The following is a 15,292-nucleotide window of genomic DNA, read 5'->3' on the forward strand; positions in this document are numbered from 1 at the left end:
CGAATTGTCATGGTGCATTCGTATGTCGCCATACCTACAACGTGCGAGACATTCGCACGCCTGGGCGGTATCGTGGCCGCATGACCGATGACGAGCTGATCGCCGCCGCACGCGCGGCTGCCGGACATTCCTATTCGCCCTATTCGGGATTTGCCGTGGGCGCGGCCCTGCGCTTTACCGACGGGCGGGTGTTCACCGGCACCAATATCGAGAATGCCGCCTACGGCCCGACCGTCTGCGCCGAGCGGGTCGCAGTGTTCAAGGCGATGTCCGAAGGCGTACGCGGCGGGCTGGAGACGGTCGCGGTCACCGGCCCCCCCGGAAAGGGCGGGGGCAGCCCGATCACCCCGTGCGGCGTGTGCCGTCAGGTGCTGACCGAACTCGCTCAGCTGGGCGGAACCGATCCCGATATCCTTTGCGTGGGCGATCACGAAGTGCGCAAGGTCAAGCTGACCGAGCTGCTGCCCCACGCATTCGGCCCGGCGAGCCTGAAGTGAAGCGGGCAATGGTCGCGCTGGCCGCTGCGGTGCTGGCTGCGCCACCGGTCGCCGGGCAGGACGAGGTGCTGTCGAAAGACCTGCAGGCCAAGTCCGAGGCAGAGGCCGAGCGACAGGCGCGGCGCGATCTCGACGCACTCTTGCAGGAGTTTTCCGGCTACAATGTCGGCAACCGCAAGCTGTTTCAGGGCGACGTCTGGTTCTGGACCGACCCGCGCGCCAGCGATGCACGCGGCCTGTGCGAACGGGATTTGCTGCAAATCTTCTACCAGCCGACCAATGCGCGCTCGAACAATGCGAGCGAGTTCAGCGTCCAGGCGAGGGGCATTGGGGCCGAACGCTATTACAGCTTTCTCGAGGAGCCCACTTCCGAGACGCTAGACCGGATGTATGGCGACAACCCATCGTCCACCGATACCACGGATCGCAAGTGCCGTTCGCAGCGCGGCGAAGAATGGCTTGGCTGGTTCACAGCGGAATCCCCGATTGCCGCGGTGCAAGGCTACCTGGCGCTGCTTGCTGCGCGCGATGCGCTCGACGCCGGTCTCGTGACGCTCGATGGCTGCGATTCTGACCAGGCGGAGGATATCGCGAAGTGCCGCGCGTGGTTCGACGACGCCGTAAAGCCGGAGGCAATCTCGAAGATCGAGCGCAACAACTGGCCCGAAGGGCAGCAGGTGTTCCGCATCGATTCGGGCATGAACTGGATCACCATCGAGATGAAGCAGCCAGCACTCCAGCCGACGCCGGAAAACGTCAAATCGCTGAAAGTCGAGGCTTACATCGTTATCACCTAGGCCGGAACCGGCTCATGTGTCGAGCCACTCCAACAGCGCGCCCATGCAATCCTTGCCCAGCTGCTTGCAGCGTTCGGGCGACCAGTTCTGCTCCGCATCGGGCGCGTCATCGTGGTCCTTGTAGGGCATCTCCAGCGTCATCGCCGCGCATTGGAAACGGTGCGCGACCTGCGTGGTGCACATGGTCATGTTGGCTCCGCCCGGCTGCGACACCGGATAGCCCTTCGCGGTCTGGAAATCTGGCGTGCGGCGGTCGAGGATCGCGCGGTAGCGGGTGAACTTCGCGAGATGCTCCTCGGTCAGCCCGGGAATGCCTTCATATCCGGCGAAGAAGCACGCGGGGATCGCCTCGTCGCCGTGCACGTCCATCGCGAAATCGACCCCGGTTGCGTCCATCGCATTGCGGATCGCGAGCACTTCGGGCGAGCGTTCGGCACTCGGGCTTTGCCATTCGCGGTTGAGGTTCACACCGGCGGCATTGGTGCGCAGGTGCCCGCGGCGCGATCCGTCGGGATTGCAGTTGGGCACGACATGGAAGGTGCAGCGCCTGCGCAGCTCGCGCGCGACCGAGTCCGCCGGGTCGGTCATCAATTCGAGCATGCCTTCCATCCACCATTCGGCCTGCGTTTCCCCGGGATGCTGGCGTGCGGTGAGCCAGACCTGAACATCGCCGTCGCCGAAGCTGAGGCAGTCGATCGGCTGCCCGTCGAGCGATTCGCCGAGCTTGCGGTAGGCAACGCCCTCGCTCGCCGCCGCTTCGGACACGAGATCGTGGTGCCGTTCCATCGAATAGGGCGCGAAGTAGGCGAACCAGGCGATGTCGCTCGCCGGGGTGTAGTGCACAGTCAGCGTTCCGCCGTCCTCGCTTCTTGCGTAAGAGGTTTCGGTAGCGGTCCAGAACTCGCGGTCTTCAGAGACGCGGCAATTGTAGTCCGGCCAGCCGAGCGGATAGGCCGAGGCTTCGAGCCCGGTGATCCTGATTTCGAGCTCGCGCCCTGCTGCGCCCGCGACACGAAAATGGAACCACTGCTTGAATTCGCTCATGTGGTCCTGCCGGATCGCGAGGCGCGCCGATGCACCCGCTATCGACAGCACTTCGATATTGCCGCTGTCGAAATTCGCATCGATGGAAACGTCGTTCACTGACTGCTGGCCCTTACTTCTGTCGTTTCGCCATTGTTGCCGGGATATTCGCGGAACATGGCATCGGCTATTGCCGTTGCGTTGGCTTGGCTAATGGCGAGAGGTGAATCAACGCTTACCGAAAATTGCGCGCGACCTTCCCAAAATGTCGCGCCGGTTCGTGCATCGCGCAGCATGACGCCCAGTTCGGTGCCGCGCGTTTCCTTGGATCCGCCTCCGCCAAGGTTGATCCCGAGGCCGAGGCCGACGCCCGAGCCGTAGCTGCCGGTCGAGCCGCCGACACCTACGCTGACTGGACCGCGCTTGCGCGTCGCCGGTGCCGCTACTGTACTCTCGGCCCGGACCTGCGCGATCATCGAAGCCCCTTCGCGTGAGGTTTCGACGAAGCCACGTTCGGTCAGTTCGGCGGCAACCGCAGCTTTGTAAGCGGACAATTGTTCGGGCGGCATGGCGCTGCCCGGTGCGCTCTCGACGAAGAAGGTCTCGCCGACGGTGCGCGCGGCGACCGCCGGATCGACGAACCGGGTGACCGAAACCGGACCGGGCGCCGGGGTGGTGGCACAGGCGGCGAGCGAAAGGATGAGGCCGGCAGTGAGGGCGGGGAGGATTATGCGCATGATTCCAGCTCCTTGGCCCCCCAAACTCGTGTTTCTAGCCGGACAGGCGCGCCATGGCCAGTTCGCTGCGGAAAAAACCTCCGCCGTTAACCATTGTGCCGCCGGCAAATGCTAGAGGTCGGGCCATGCAGACAGACAAACCTTTCGGCGTGCTGGTAACCGGCGGCGCCGGCTATATCGGCAGCCATGCCGTTCTCGCGCTGCGCGATGCCGGGTGGCCGGTGGCGGTGATCGACAATCTGGTAACCGGCTTCCGCTTCGCCGTGCCGGGTGATGTGCCGTTCTACCAGAGCGATATCGAGGATCAGGCTGTGCTCGCGCGCATTTTCACCGAGCACGGGATCGGCGCGGTGATGCATTTCGCCGGGTCGGTGGTGGTGCCCGAGAGCGTGTCCGATCCGCTCAAATATTATCACAACAACACGGTGAAGAGCCGCGCCTTGATCGAGGCGGCGGTGAACGGCCACGTGCGCCATTTCATCTTCAGCTCGACCGCGGCGACCTACGGCATCCCCGAGGTCGAGGCGGTGACCGAGGATACGCCGCAAATGCCGATCAACCCCTATGGCTGGTCGAAGCTGATGACCGAGCGAATGCTCGCCGACACCGCTATTGCACATGCGATGAACTACTGCGCCTTGCGCTATTTCAACGTCGCCGGGGCAGACCCCGAGGGGCGCACGGGGCAGTCGACCGCCGGGGCGACCCACCTGATCAAGGTCGCGGTTGAAGCCGCGCTGGGCAAGCGCGATCACGTCGCGGTGTTCGGGACCGATTTCGACACGCCCGACGGGACCGGCGTGCGCGACTACATCCATGTCTCCGACCTCGCGGCAGCACATGTGCTGGCGCTGGAGGAGCTGGTCGCGCGGCCCGACGCGTCGCTGACGATGAACTGCGGCTATGGCCGCGGATTCTCGGTGCTCGAGGTGCTCGACGCGGTCGACCGGGTGACCAACCGGACGATCGAGCGGCGGCTGGAGCCGCGCCGGGCTGGCGATCCGGGCTCGCTGATTTCCGATCCCTCGCGGATCAAGGCGACCCTGCCGTGGCAACCTCAGCATGCCGATCTCGACACGATCATCGGCCATGCGCTGCAATGGGAGCGCAAGCTGTCCGATCTGCGCGACGAGCGGTGAGCGTGAGGCTTGACCGCAAGTGATTCTCGCCCTAGGGGCCGCGCTTGAATTTCCGGCATCGGAGACCATCTCCGGTGCCCTTATTTTTGGAAAGCGTAAGCCATGAAGATCCGCAACAGCCTCAAGTCGCTGAAGGACCGCCACCGGGATTGCCGCGTGATCCGTCGCCGTGGCCGGACCTATGTCATCAACAAGACCAACCGCCGCTTCAAGGCGCGCCAGGGGTAATTGTGCGTTGACCGGATCGGGCATAGCCCGATCCTCGCGCGGCACCGGCCCGCTCCCCCTCCCGGCCACCCAATCATACCCGATACGGTATTGGGTGGCCGGGAGGGGGAGCGGGCCGGAGCCGTTTCCGGCGCCCGGGATTCGCTACGGAGAATCAGCATGCCGCACGCCGGGAAAATAAACGCCGTCGTGTTCGATGTCGGACGGGTGATCGTCCAGTGGGACATGCGAATCCTGTTTGCCAAGCTGTTCGACGATCCGGCGGAGCTCGACTGGTTTTGCGCGCATGTGGTGACCGAAACCTGGCATGGGCAGCACGATGCGGGGCGGCCGATTGGCGAGATGGTGGCGGAGCGCATTCGCGCCTTCCCCGAATATCGCGTCGCGATCGAAGCCTATCGCGACCGCTGGCTGGAGACGATCCCCGGCGTCGTTCCCGGGGTGTCCGACCTGATCGAGGCCTTGTCGGCGCGCGGGGTGCCGCTCTACGCAATCACCAATTTCGGGACCGATTTCTGGGCGCAGTTCCGCCCGACCCAGCCGGTGCTGGACCATTTCCGCGATATCGTCGTCTCGGGACGCGAGGCGCTGGTGAAGCCGGGCAGCGCTATCTTCCGGCTCGCCACGCAGCGGTTCGGTCATGCGCCCGAGCGGATGTTGTTCATCGATGACAGCCTCGCCAATGTCGAGGCGGCGGCAAGGCTCGGCTGGCACACGCACCACTTCCGCGATGCTGGGGCGCTGGGCGCAGAATTCTCCGCGCGCGGGCTGCTCTAGAAAAAAGGCCCCCGGCATGGTGCCGGAGGCCTGAGGGACCCGTGATGGAGAGGACGGGTCTGGGGTCTGGTGCGAATTACTTGCTGTTGCAGCTCGCCAGCTTTTCGGCCGGGAGTGCGTTGCCGTCGGTGGTGAAGCTGGCGATCTGGCCGACTTCGCGCTGCAGGCGGGCGCACATCACTTCGGGGCGCGAGCTGCCCTTGCCGGCGACGCAGGTGGTGCCTTCGCAGCTCCAGGCGATCCCGCCGGCAATGGTGCGGGCTTCCTTCGCCGGGGCGGCGAGTTCGACGGTGTAGTGCGGGGCATTGCCGCGGGCTTCGGCTGGGGTGGCGGTAACCGCGCCGAACGACAGGGCGGTCCAGCCAAGGGCAACCACAGCAGCAGGAACAGCGCGCGAGAGAGAGAGGGAGAGGGCCATCGTATCGATCCTTCGGATTCGGCACCCCGGTTTGGGAGAGGGTCGTGCCGGGTTTTCGGGTCCAACCGATCGCGTTGTGCAATCAGTTGCGAATCACTACCTACTCTGTTAGGTTTTAGGTTGCAACCTAAAACTGACTTTTGGTTCATATTTCCAGTTTCAGGTTTGTGACATTGGCTTTCCGCGTTATCACTGCGGGATAAGGGAGCTGGATAATGGGTGATCTTCGCGAACCATTGCGGGAACTGACCGGCTGCGGTCTGCCCGAGGCGCTGGAAGTGATGGGCGAGCGCTGGGCGTTCATGATCCTGCGCGCCAGCTTCAACGGCCTGCACCATTTCGAGGAGTTCCTCACCGAGCTCGGCATCGCCCGCAACATCCTCTCGAACCGCCTCGCCAAGCTGGTCGAGCATGGCATTCTCGACCGCCAGCCCTGTGCGGAGGATCGCCGCCGGATCGAATACCGCCTGACCGAAAAGGGCTTCGACCTGCTGCCTGCCATGCTCGCGCTGCGGCAGTGGGGCCAGAAATACGGGGCCGAGATGACCGAGAACCCGGTGCTGGTCGACGAATTCGACCGCCTGCCGATCGGCCCGGTTTCGATACTGGCGCACGATGGGCGCATCCTCGGCCCGAAAGACCTGTGGCTGGTCAAGCCTGAGGATTTAGGCAAGCGCGCCGATGGGACCGTTGCGGTGCCGGGTGACGCGCTGGGTATGGGCGACTATGCCGATCTCGCTCGGCAGGTTGCCGCCGAATAGCGCACATCATACGCGGCGGAAATTCCACACCGCGTTGAGCACGAACATCACAAGTCCGGCGAACACGGAGACAATCACCCGCGCGACGAGGTAGTCGAGCGGAGTCCACCGCAGCAGCGCAGCATAGAGCGCCATCGTCACCACCAGCCCGATCCCGCCGTTGACCAGAAATATCGCGTAGCCGCTCGCCAGCGCGCGGTCGGTGCCGCGAAATATCCATTTCCGGCCGAGCGCATAATGCATTGTGTTGGCGGTCACGAAGCCGATCCCCGCGGCGATCACCTCGTCCATCCCGCCCTGTTCGACCAGCAGCCACAGCAGCGCGAGGCCGAGCAGGAACACGCCGGTGCTGACCACCGTGTTGCGAACCAGCATCCACCCGACGCGTCGCTGGAGCAGGCGGCTAAGCAGGTTGCCTTCGCTTTGACTCATGATTTCCCGACGGCCCGGATCAGGCCGCGACCGGGCGCAGATGGTCCGAATAGCGATCGGGCTGCGACTCGCCATCGTCCGCCCAGTCCTCCCGCCGCTTGACGAAGGGGTTGATGAACAGGATCGGCAGTTTCAGCAGCAAAAGCTCGGAATGGATGAAGCCGTCCACTGCGCGCTCCCACCATTTCGGCTCGCGCTTCGCATGTTCGCGCAGCCAGCCGTCATAGGGCGCCCAGTGGCTCGGCTCGTCGCGCCGGATGACCTCGAAAATGCGCACCAGCGCCGGGTCGGAACGGACGAAGCGATTGGCGAGCAGCGTCTCGACCTGGCGGTAGCCGCGCTGTTCGGTCAGCGAGATGACCCGGCACAATCGCTCGAACAACTCGTCGCGTGCGACGATTTCCTGCGTATCGAGCCGGTCGATCGTGCGGCGGAACATGATCTCGATAAAGCGGTCGATGTGGCCGAAATGCCGGTCGAGCGCCATCGGCTTGCGGCCCTGCAGTTCGAACCAGCGCTTGAACATGACGTAGTGCTTGCGCTCGTCCGCACGGTGCTTCTCGATACTGACAATCAGGGCGCGATCACCCGGCGAGCGCGCCCGCACTGCCTCGAGCACCCGGTCGATCGCGGTGTATCCGCGGTGTTCGTTGTAGATGTAAATCGACCCGAGCAGGTCGAGATAGCGGCTGCGGATACGGGTGAGCATTAGGGGGCGACTCCTTTGGCAGGAGTTTAGGGCAAAGTCTGCCAACTAGCCAATGCTATGCTCTCGGCGCCTGCCGCCGGTAACTGAGCGCCTCCGCCACATGAATGCGCCCCACCTGCTCCGCGCGAGCCAGGTCGGCGATCGTTCGCGCCACCCGCAGCATCCGCGTGTAGCCGCGCGCGGAGAGGCGCATCGCTTCGGCGGCCTGCATCAGCAGGCGCTGGCCGGGCTCGTCCGGCGTGGCGAAGCGTTCGAGCGCCTCGCCCTGCAATTCGGCGTTGCTGCGCACTCCGGTCTCGGCAGCGCGGCCAGTCTGGAGTGCGCGCGCGGCGGCGACTCGCGCCTCGACCTGCGCGCTACCCTCGGCTGGCGGTGGCAGCGCGAGGTCGGCGGCGCTGACCGGGTCGACTTCGACATGGAGGTCGATCCGGTCGAGCATCGGGCCGGAAACCTTGCTCTGGTAGTCCGCCGCACAGCGCGGCGCGCGGCTGCAGGCCAGCGCGGGGTCGCCCAGATGCCCGCAGCGGCACGGGTTCATCGCCGCGATCAGCTGCACCCGCGCGGGGAAGGTGACATGGGCATTGGCGCGCGCGACATCGACCGTCCCGGTTTCCAGCGGTTGGCGCAAGGAATCGAGTACCGCGCGCTGGAATTCGGGCAATTCGTCGAGGAACAGCACGCCCAGATGCGCGAGGCTGACCTCGCCCGGCTTGACCTTCAGCCCGCCGCCGGTGAGCGCCGCCATGCTCGCCGAATGGTGCGGCGCGCGGAATGGGCGCGCGCGGCTGATCCGGCCGCCTTCGAGCGTGCCTGCAACCGATTGCACCATCGAAACCTCGAGCGCCTCGGCGGGCGAAAGTCCGGGCAGGATTCCGGGCAGGCACGAGGCGAGCAGGCTCTTTCCCGCACCCGGCGGCCCGATCATCAGCAAATTGTGACCACCGGCGGCGGCGATCTCCAACGCGCGCTTGGCGGTTTCCTGCCCCTTGACCTGTTTCAGGTCCGGCCCCGGCGGTGCGGGTTCGACCTCGCCCGGTTGCGGCGCAGGAAGCTGCGCCGTTCCCTTCAGATGGTTGAGCAGGCTGACGAGGTCGGGCGCGGCGCAGATCGGAATCTCGCTCGCCCAGCGCGCTTCCGCACCTTGTGCGGCGGGACAGATCAGCCCCGCTTCCTGCTCGCTCGCATGCAGCGCGGCGAGCAGCACTCCGGGCGAGGCGACGATCCGCCCGTCGAGCGCGAGCTCGCCCACCGCCATCCAGTCGCCCAGCTGCTCGCCGTCGGTCACTCCCATCGCGGCGAGCAGCGCGAGCGCAACGGGCAGGTCGTAGTGCGAGCCTTCCTTGGGGAGGTCGGCGGGAGAGAGGTTGATCGTGATCCGTTTGGGCGGCAGCGCAAGGCCCATGCTGGCGAGCGCGGCGCGCACCCGTTCCTTGCTCTCGCCCACCGCCTTGTCCGCCAGGCCGACGATGTTGAATTTGGGCACGCCCGGCGCGACCGAGCATTGCACCTCGACGCTGCGCGCCTCGAGCCCGAGATAGGCGACAGTCCTTACCAGTGCGACCACGATACCCCCGTCCCCATCCTGCGATGTCACGCCGAGCCGGTCGCGGTCCTCAACACAACGGCTTGCAATGCTTGGGAATAACGATGCTGGCCAAAATTGCCAGACCCGCTAGATCACGACGCATCGGGGATGGAGGGATCGATGTTGCGGCGGGCCGGCAGGCGGCGGATGGCGGTGATCGGGGCGGTGCTGGCGCTAATCGCCGCAGGCCTTGCCGCGTGGGACCTCGACCGCGAGCGGCTGCGCAAGATGCCGATGCAAGAATTCGTCACCCAGCTCGAAGTGCGCCCCGGAACCGTCGGGATGAACGCGATGCTCGCCGAACTGCGCGCACGCGAGAAGGGTTCGTACCTGCGCCGCTGGGCCAAGGGTTTACGCGACGAATATCGCCTGTGGCGCGATCTCGACAGCGCCGAAGGCGCGGCGCAGCATCTGCGCACCGCCAGCGAGATGATGGAGGCGGGCGAGACCGAAGCCGCGATCGCACGGCTGGAGAAGGTCGACCGCTGGGCGCAGGCCGAGGAGCCCGACGGTGCGCTGGCCCGCGATGTCGAAAACCGCCTCGCCATCGCCTACCTGCGGATGGGCGAACAACAGAACTGCTTCAACAACCCGCACGCCGGGGCCTGCATCGTGCCGATCGACACCGGGGCGCAGCACAAGCTCGAGGAAGGCTCGACCAAGGCTATCGCCATGCTGGAGAAGCGCGTGCTCGCGCGCAATCCGGGCGATTACCAGGCCAAATGGCTGCTCAACATCGCGCATATGACGCTGGGCGGCTATCCCGACCGGGTCCCGCCTGCGCACCTGTTGCCGATGCCGGGCACGATCGAAGGCTACGCGGGGCCGAAGTTCGCCAATGTCTCCGACCTCGCCGGGGTCGACCGGATGAACAACGCGGGGGCCGCGGTGGTCGAGGATTTCGACGGCGACGGCCAGCTCGACATCTTCACCACCAGCTGGACGCTCGAGGGCGAGGTGCTGCTGTACCTGCGCACGCCGGACGGGCGCTTCGTCGATGCCACCGCGCAGTCCGGGCTGGCCGGGATGACCGGCGGTCTCAACGCGGTCCACGGAGATTTCGACAATGACGGCGATGCCGATATCTACCTGATGCGCGGCGCCTGGGGGCAGGGCGGCCAAATGGTGCCCAACTCGCTGCTGCGCAACGACGGCAAGGGCCGGTTCGAGGATGTGACGGTGGACATGGGCCTGCTCCAGTTCGAACCGACGCTGAGTTCCACCTTCGCCGATCTGGATAACGACGGCTGGCTCGATCTGATCGTCGCCAACGAGCGCAAGAGCCGCCGCGTTTCGGGCCGGGTCGACATCTTCATGAACCGCAAGGGCGAGCGGTTCGAGCAGTTGCCAGCGTGGACCCCGGCGGATTTCGATTGCAACCCCAAGTCCGTCGCCGCCGGGGACTACGACGGTGACGGCTATCCCGATTTGTACGTGTCCTGCCTGCGCGAGGCGAACCAACTGTTCCGCAATCGCGGAGCCGGTAACGGGGTGGCATTCGAAGATGTCACCGCAGCGGCCGGGGTGGGCGGTCCGGTGCGAAGCTTCGCCAGCTGGTTCTTCGACTACGACAACGATGGTTGGCAGGACCTGTTCGTCGCCCCCTATGGTGCGGGCCAGGTCACCGATACAATGGCGCGCAGCTTCGCCGGGCGCGATCCGGGCGAGTTCGACCCAAAGTCATCCAGCCCTGCGCTTTACCGCAATCGCGGCGACGGCACCTTCGAGGATGTCAGCGAGGCAGCCGGGCTCACCGCGCCCAATTACGTCATGGGGTCGGGCTTCGGCGACTTCGATAACGACGGCTGGCTCGACATGTACTGGGGCACCGGGGCCTCGCCCTATGAAACGATCATCCCCAACACCGCGATGTGGAACCGGCAGGGGACGCGGTTCGAGCTGATCACCGCATCGTCCGGCCTCGGCCATATCCAGAAAGGGCACGGGATCGCGTTCGGCGATTTCGACCGCGACGGGGATGCGGATATCTTCTCGCAGCTCGGCGGGGCGGCCAAGGGCGACACCTATATGAACGCGCTGTTCGAGAACCTCGGCAGTACGAACCGCTGGTTGTCGCTCCGGTTTGAAGGGCGGCGGAGCAATCGCAGCGCGATCGGCGCGGTAGTGAAGGTCGAGGTGTCGGACAGCGCCGGACGGCGGCGGGAGCTCTGGCGGGTGGTCAACACCGGCGGCAGTTTCGGTTCTAGCGCGCTGACTCAGCTCGTCGGCCTGGGCGATGTGGCACGAGTCGAGCGGGTGACCGTGCGCTGGCCGGCCACGGGGATCGAGCAGAGCTTCGACGGGATGGCGCCGAACCGCAGTTATCGTATCGTCGAGGGTCAGGCGGCGGTGCAGCCGGTCGCAACCAAACTCGCTCCCTTCAAACGCCTGCCCGGAAAGAGGGATCATTCGGGCCACTAGCGTCCTCGAGTTAACCATAGCCCGAAACCCGCCGGCAACCGCGCCGCTTGGCAGGACGGTAAGGGCCCGCGCGCGAAAAGGGCGGCATGGTTGCTGCCGCCCGCCTGTTTGCCATCCTGTGCACCGCGCTGCTGCTGATCGCTGCGCCAGCGCAGGCGCAGCTGCTCTCGGTCGAGACCTGGATCGAGGAATGGGATCCGGGAAGCCAGCAGTGGGTTCGCGTCGGAGCGGACGACGCTGTGCCAGGCGCGGACCGCCTCGTTCCGGCGCGGGCCAAACCGCAGGCCGAGGCGATCGCGACCTACGGGCCGTTTCGTGTGGTCGATTCGACCCGCGCGGAAATGATCGGGGTTACCGACCGGCAGTCGCCCGCGCAGTTCCGCGCGATGCTGCGAGATTTCCCGCAGCTGCGCACGCTGTCGCTGGTCGAGTGCCCGGGGACCGATCACGATATCGCCAACCTCGCAGTCGGGCGGATGATCCGCGCGGCGAGTCTGGAAACGCATGTCCCGGCCCACGGCTCCGTCCGTTCCGGCGCGGTCGAGCTGTTCCTCGCGGGCGAGCGCCGCCGGATCGACGATGGCGCGGAATTCGCAGTCCACAGTTGGCGCGACACGCGCGGGCGCGAAGCGGGCGATTTCGGCGCGGATGAGGGCGCCAACGCAACCTATCTCGCCTACTACCGTGAGATGGGCATGAATTCCGGCCAAGCCCGCGCCTTTTACGACATGACCAATTCGGTGCCCCATGCCGATGCCCGTTGGCTGACCGCGCAGGATATGCGCGGCTGGATCGGCGAAGCAGCCGTCGAGGGGCTGGTCACGGCGGCGCCGAAGATCGCATACGCCGATACGGGATATCTTGACTCGGCACTGGTCCTGCCTTAACGGCCCGGTCCATACAGGCGGTCGCCTTTGCAGGCGGCCCTTTTTATTTCGACTAGAGGTTATCATGAAGCGGACGTTCCAGCCCAGCAATCTCGTGCGTGCCCGTCGCCACGGCTTCTTCGCACGCAAGGCGACCCCGGGTGGCCGCAAGGTGCTGCGCGCGCGTCGCCGCCGCGGCCGCAAGACGCTCAGCGCGTAACTTGTTTTGCGCAACGCCCATCCGGGCGTGCGATTTCCTCGCTCACGCGGCCTGAAGGCCGCTTCGCTGCGGGCGGCCGGTCGGCCTTGCGGGTCCCTGACGGGACCCGTTTGCATTTCCACCGCCGCCGCGAATCGCTAAAGCGACCGGACTCATGTCGAGCGATCCAACCCCCTCCGTTCTGACCAGGCGCGCCGATTTCCTCGCTGCAAATCGGGGATTGCGCGTGGCGCGACCGGGATTCGTGCTGCTGGTCCAACCGAATCAGGGGCAGGGCAAGCGCTACGGCATCACCGTGACCAAGAAGATCGGCAATGCGGTGGTGCGCAACCGGATGAAACGCCGGTTTCGCGTGCTGCTGCGCGAAGCCTTGCCCTCAGCCGGGCTGGCCGATCACGATCATGTGCTGATCGGGCGCGAGACCGGCATCGAACGGGACTTTTCCGCGCTGCGCAGCGAACTGGCCCGTGCGCTGGAGAAGGCCGCCAAGGGCGAGATTGACCCGGCGCGAAGGCACCGCCCGCGTCACAGGTCGAAGCGCGCATGAAGTACCCGCTGATCTGGATCGCCCGGCTGTGGCAATGGGGGCCTTCGCGCGTCCTGCCGCCGACCTGCCGCTACTCGCCATCCTGCTCGCAATATGCGATCGAAGCGCTCGGCAAACACGGCGCAATCAAGGGTGGATGGTTGGCGCTGAAACGTATACTGCGCTGCCACCCTTGGGGCGGGCACGGCTTGGATCCCGTGCCGTAGTACCTATGTAACACACCTGTTCGAATCATTCGGGGCCGAAATCTTGGACAACCAGCGTAATCTTTTCCTCGCCGTGGTGCTGTGCGGCCTGTTGCTGATCGGATGGGACAGCGCGATCCGCTTCTTCTATCCGCAGCCCGATGAGCCCGTGGCGGGCGAGCAGGTTGCCGCGGCACCGCAGGAGGCCGCCGAAGAGCCCACTGTGAAGCGCACCCGCGAGGGCGGATTGCAGACCCCGGAAGACATCGCCCGCGAGGCGCAGCAGCTGGAAACCTCGCTCGTCGCGGCGGATCGCGTCAAGATCGACGCGCCCGAGATTTCCGGCTCGATCAACCCGGTCGGCGCACGGATCGACGACATCGTGCTCAAGACCCACAGCGAAACAGTCGAGAAGAACAGCAAGCCGGTGCGCATTTTCTCCCCCGCCGGCAGCGAGGCGCAGCATTACGCGCAGTTCGGCTGGGCGGGCGAGGGCGTGAAGCTGCCCGGGGTCGACACCGTATGGCAGTCAACCGGCGGCCCGCTTACCCCCGGCAAGCCGGTGACGCTGACCTGGAACAACGGCGAAGGGCAGCGCTTCACCATCGAACTGTCGATCGACGAGCACTACATGATCAGCGCCAAGCAGACGGTGGCCAACACCTCCGCTGGCCCGGTGGTGGTGCGCCCGCGCGCCGGGATCGTCCGCACCGACAAGACCGCGAGCCAGGATTCCTTCAACGTCCATTCGGGCCCGATCGGCGCCTTCGGTGACGGGGTCGTATTCGGCCCGGACTACGACGATCTCGCCGAAAGTGCCGCCGAAGGGCGGACTTCGGGCGCACCGCACTGGCTCGGCTTCACCGATATCTACTGGCTTTCGGCGGTCATTCCGCAGGCGGGCAGCAATGTGGAGGCCGATTTCGAACCGCTCGGCAACGGTGTCTTCGTGGCGAAGATGGCTTACCAGCCGATCACCGTCGCGCCCGGGCGGCAGGTGACGCGGACCACGCAACTCTTCGCCGGGGCGAAGGAAAGCGCGATCCTCAACCAGTACGAGGCGGCGGGCGTCGACAAGTTCGGCAATGCGATCGACTGGGGCTGGTTCGGCTGGATCGCGCGCCCGATCTGGTGGTTGCTGGTCCAGCTGTTCGATCTGGTCGGGAATTTCGGCCTCGCGATCATTGCGATGACCTTCCTCATCCGCCTGCTGCTGTTCCCGATCGCGCAGAAGCAGTTCGCCTCGATGGCGCAGATGCGCGCGATCCAGCCGAAGATGAAGGCGATCCAGGAACGCTACAAGGACGACAAGCAGAAGCAGCAACAGGAAATCATGGCGCTGTACAAGACCGAGAAGGTCAATCCGCTCGCGGGCTGCCTGCCGATCCTGATCCAGATCCCGATCTTCTTCGCGCTCTACAAGGTGCTGATCCTCGCGATCGAGATGCGCCACCAGCCGTTCTACGGCTGGCTGCGCGATCTTTCCGCGCCGGACCCTGCGACGCTGGCGCTGGCGCTGAGCAAGGTCGGGATCATGGTGCCCGGCTGGCTGATGTTCATCTTCGGCATCGGCGTGCTGGCGGTGATCCTCGGCATCACCATGTGGCTGACCTTCCGCCTCAACCCCACCGCGATGGACCCGGTCCAGCAGCAGATCTTTGCGATCATGCCGTGGATGCTGATGTTTGTCATGGCGCCGTTCGCGGCCGGGCTGCTGCTGTACTGGATCACCAACAACGTGCTGACGCTGGCGCAGCAGAGCTATCTCTATTCGAAGCACCCGCAGCTGAAAGCCGCGGCGGAGAAGCAGAAGACCGACCAGGCCAACGTCGCCGAGCGGGACAAGAAGAGCAAGGCATGAGCCATTTCCTCGCCATTGCGAGCAGCCGAAGGTTGCGCGGCAATCCAGAACGGCACGCGCTGTCGGCCTGGATTGCTTCGCTACGCTCG

At 65.5% G+C, this 15,292-nt stretch carries 18 protein-coding genes; 12 read left to right on the plus strand and 6 right to left on the minus strand.

The genetic code is table 11. From position 1 onward, the window contains the following. The first annotated feature begins 80 nt into the window (after positions 1 to 80). Both cdd and NSO95_RS01590 read left to right on the plus strand, forming a co-directional pair. Complete coding sequence (cdd, locus tag NSO95_RS01585) at positions 81 to 497, plus strand: cytidine deaminase (RefSeq protein ID WP_257594387.1); 417 nt, start codon at positions 81 to 83, stop codon at positions 495 to 497. After that, a complete protein-coding gene (locus NSO95_RS01590; RefSeq protein ID WP_257594388.1) occupies positions 494 to 1,294 on the plus strand; it encodes a hypothetical protein in 801 nt (266 codons plus the stop codon). The genes cdd and NSO95_RS01590 overlap by 4 nt, the downstream gene beginning before the upstream one ends. Positions 1,295 to 1,306: 12 nt before the next feature. Here the strand turns inward: NSO95_RS01590 and NSO95_RS01595 are convergent, their stop codons facing one another. Both NSO95_RS01595 and NSO95_RS01600 read right to left on the minus strand, forming a co-directional pair. Continuing rightward, positions 1,307 to 2,437, minus strand: coding sequence for a M14 family metallopeptidase (locus NSO95_RS01595; protein WP_257594389.1), 1,131 nt, complete (start codon positions 2,435 to 2,437; stop codon positions 1,307 to 1,309). Then, positions 2,434 to 3,054, minus strand: coding sequence for a DUF4136 domain-containing protein (locus tag NSO95_RS01600; RefSeq protein WP_257594390.1), 621 nt, complete (start codon positions 3,052 to 3,054; stop codon positions 2,434 to 2,436). The genes NSO95_RS01595 and NSO95_RS01600 overlap by 4 nt, the downstream gene beginning before the upstream one ends. Positions 3,055 to 3,179: 125 nt before the next feature. Here NSO95_RS01600 and galE point away from each other — a divergent pair, with 125 nt between their 5' ends. The 3 genes from galE (at position 3,180) to NSO95_RS01615 (ending at position 5,198) form a co-directional block, all read left to right on the plus strand. Continuing rightward, a complete protein-coding gene (galE, locus tag NSO95_RS01605; protein ID WP_257594391.1) occupies positions 3,180 to 4,193 on the plus strand; it encodes a UDP-glucose 4-epimerase GalE in 1,014 nt (337 codons plus the stop codon). 102 nt (positions 4,194 to 4,295) lie between these two features. Continuing rightward, a complete protein-coding gene (gene ykgO / locus NSO95_RS01610; protein WP_029941846.1) occupies positions 4,296 to 4,421 on the plus strand; it encodes a type B 50S ribosomal protein L36 in 126 nt (41 codons plus the stop codon). A 159-nt stretch (positions 4,422 to 4,580) separates the two neighbouring features. Further along, entirely contained in the window at positions 4,581 to 5,198 is a 618-nt protein-coding gene (locus tag NSO95_RS01615; RefSeq protein ID WP_257594392.1) for an HAD family hydrolase, read from the plus strand. Positions 5,199 to 5,274: 76 nt separating this feature from the next. On the opposite strand, the gene NSO95_RS01620 is transcribed toward NSO95_RS01615, so the two are convergent. Further along, positions 5,275 to 5,616 (minus strand): CC_3452 family protein, encoded by a 342-nt coding sequence (locus NSO95_RS01620; protein WP_257594393.1) that lies wholly within the window; start codon positions 5,614 to 5,616, stop codon positions 5,275 to 5,277. A gap of 215 nt (positions 5,617 to 5,831) precedes the next feature. Between NSO95_RS01620 and NSO95_RS01625 the strand changes: the two genes are divergently transcribed. Next, positions 5,832 to 6,377, plus strand: a complete 546-nt coding sequence (locus tag NSO95_RS01625) for a winged helix-turn-helix transcriptional regulator (RefSeq protein ID WP_257594394.1) — start codon at positions 5,832 to 5,834, stop codon at positions 6,375 to 6,377. 6 nt (positions 6,378 to 6,383) lie between these two features. Here the strand turns inward: NSO95_RS01625 and NSO95_RS01630 are convergent, their stop codons facing one another. From NSO95_RS01630 to NSO95_RS01640, 3 genes are read right to left on the minus strand one after another with little or no spacing between them, the layout of a single operon-like run. Beyond that, positions 6,384 to 6,809, minus strand: coding sequence for a GtrA family protein (locus NSO95_RS01630; protein WP_257594395.1), 426 nt, complete (start codon positions 6,807 to 6,809; stop codon positions 6,384 to 6,386). A 19-nt stretch (positions 6,810 to 6,828) separates the two neighbouring features. Next, on the minus strand, positions 6,829 to 7,518 hold the full coding sequence (locus NSO95_RS01635; protein ID WP_257594396.1) for a ferritin-like domain-containing protein: 690 nt from the start codon (positions 7,516 to 7,518) through the stop codon (positions 6,829 to 6,831). A gap of 55 nt (positions 7,519 to 7,573) precedes the next feature. Continuing rightward, positions 7,574 to 9,082, minus strand: a complete 1,509-nt coding sequence (locus NSO95_RS01640) for a YifB family Mg chelatase-like AAA ATPase (protein ID WP_257594666.1) — start codon at positions 9,080 to 9,082, stop codon at positions 7,574 to 7,576. Positions 9,083 to 9,178: 96 nt separating this feature from the next. Here NSO95_RS01640 and NSO95_RS01645 point away from each other — a divergent pair, with 96 nt between their 5' ends. The 6 genes from NSO95_RS01645 (at position 9,179) to yidC (ending at position 15,203) form a co-directional block, all read left to right on the plus strand. After that, complete coding sequence (locus NSO95_RS01645; RefSeq protein WP_257594397.1) at positions 9,179 to 11,524, plus strand: CRTAC1 family protein; 2,346 nt, start codon at positions 9,179 to 9,181, stop codon at positions 11,522 to 11,524. Between the two features lie 86 nt (positions 11,525 to 11,610). Further along, the gene (locus NSO95_RS01650) at positions 11,611 to 12,411 is read left to right on the plus strand and encodes an alpha/beta hydrolase (protein WP_257594398.1); all 801 of its coding nucleotides are present in this window, start codon (positions 11,611 to 11,613) and stop codon (positions 12,409 to 12,411) included. Positions 12,412 to 12,475: 64 nt separating this feature from the next. Next, complete coding sequence (gene rpmH, locus NSO95_RS01655; RefSeq protein WP_257594399.1) at positions 12,476 to 12,610, plus strand: 50S ribosomal protein L34; 135 nt, start codon at positions 12,476 to 12,478, stop codon at positions 12,608 to 12,610. A 154-nt stretch (positions 12,611 to 12,764) separates the two neighbouring features. Further along, a complete protein-coding gene (rnpA, locus tag NSO95_RS01660; RefSeq protein ID WP_257594400.1) occupies positions 12,765 to 13,157 on the plus strand; it encodes a ribonuclease P protein component in 393 nt (130 codons plus the stop codon). Further along, positions 13,154 to 13,363 (plus strand): membrane protein insertion efficiency factor YidD, encoded by a 210-nt coding sequence (yidD, locus tag NSO95_RS01665; protein WP_257594401.1) that lies wholly within the window; start codon positions 13,154 to 13,156, stop codon positions 13,361 to 13,363. The genes rnpA and yidD overlap by 4 nt, the downstream gene beginning before the upstream one ends. 43 nt (positions 13,364 to 13,406) lie before the next feature. Beyond that, positions 13,407 to 15,203, plus strand: coding sequence for a membrane protein insertase YidC (gene yidC, locus NSO95_RS01670; RefSeq protein ID WP_257594402.1), 1,797 nt, complete (start codon positions 13,407 to 13,409; stop codon positions 15,201 to 15,203). The last annotated feature ends 89 nt before the right edge of the window (positions 15,204 to 15,292 follow it).

Origin of the sequence: Parerythrobacter lacustris, from assembly GCF_024626475.1 — a bacterium.
GTDB classification, from domain to species: Bacteria; Pseudomonadota; Alphaproteobacteria; order Sphingomonadales; family Sphingomonadaceae; genus Parerythrobacter_A; species Parerythrobacter_A lacustris.

Coding starts and splice junctions, on each gene's coding strand:
- cdd (WP_257594387.1), top strand. CDS start 81: ATGACCGATGACGAGCTGATCGCCGCCGCACGCGCGGCTGCCGGACAT.
- NSO95_RS01600 (WP_257594390.1), bottom strand. CDS start 3,054: ATGCGCATAATCCTCCCCGCCCTCACTGCCGGCCTCATCCTTTCGCTC.
- galE (WP_257594391.1), top strand. CDS start 3,180: ATGCAGACAGACAAACCTTTCGGCGTGCTGGTAACCGGCGGCGCCGGC.
- ykgO (WP_029941846.1), top strand. CDS start 4,296: ATGAAGATCCGCAACAGCCTCAAGTCGCTGAAGGACCGCCACCGGGAT.
- NSO95_RS01615 (WP_257594392.1), top strand. CDS start 4,581: ATGCCGCACGCCGGGAAAATAAACGCCGTCGTGTTCGATGTCGGACGG.
- NSO95_RS01620 (WP_257594393.1), bottom strand. CDS start 5,616: ATGGCCCTCTCCCTCTCTCTCTCGCGCGCTGTTCCTGCTGCTGTGGTT.
- NSO95_RS01625 (WP_257594394.1), top strand. CDS start 5,832: ATGGGTGATCTTCGCGAACCATTGCGGGAACTGACCGGCTGCGGTCTG.
- NSO95_RS01630 (WP_257594395.1), bottom strand. CDS start 6,809: ATGAGTCAAAGCGAAGGCAACCTGCTTAGCCGCCTGCTCCAGCGACGC.
- NSO95_RS01635 (WP_257594396.1), bottom strand. CDS start 7,518: ATGCTCACCCGTATCCGCAGCCGCTATCTCGACCTGCTCGGGTCGATT.
- NSO95_RS01650 (WP_257594398.1), top strand. CDS start 11,611: ATGGTTGCTGCCGCCCGCCTGTTTGCCATCCTGTGCACCGCGCTGCTG.
- rpmH (WP_257594399.1), top strand. CDS start 12,476: ATGAAGCGGACGTTCCAGCCCAGCAATCTCGTGCGTGCCCGTCGCCAC.
- rnpA (WP_257594400.1), top strand. CDS start 12,765: ATGTCGAGCGATCCAACCCCCTCCGTTCTGACCAGGCGCGCCGATTTC.
- yidD (WP_257594401.1), top strand. CDS start 13,154: ATGAAGTACCCGCTGATCTGGATCGCCCGGCTGTGGCAATGGGGGCCT.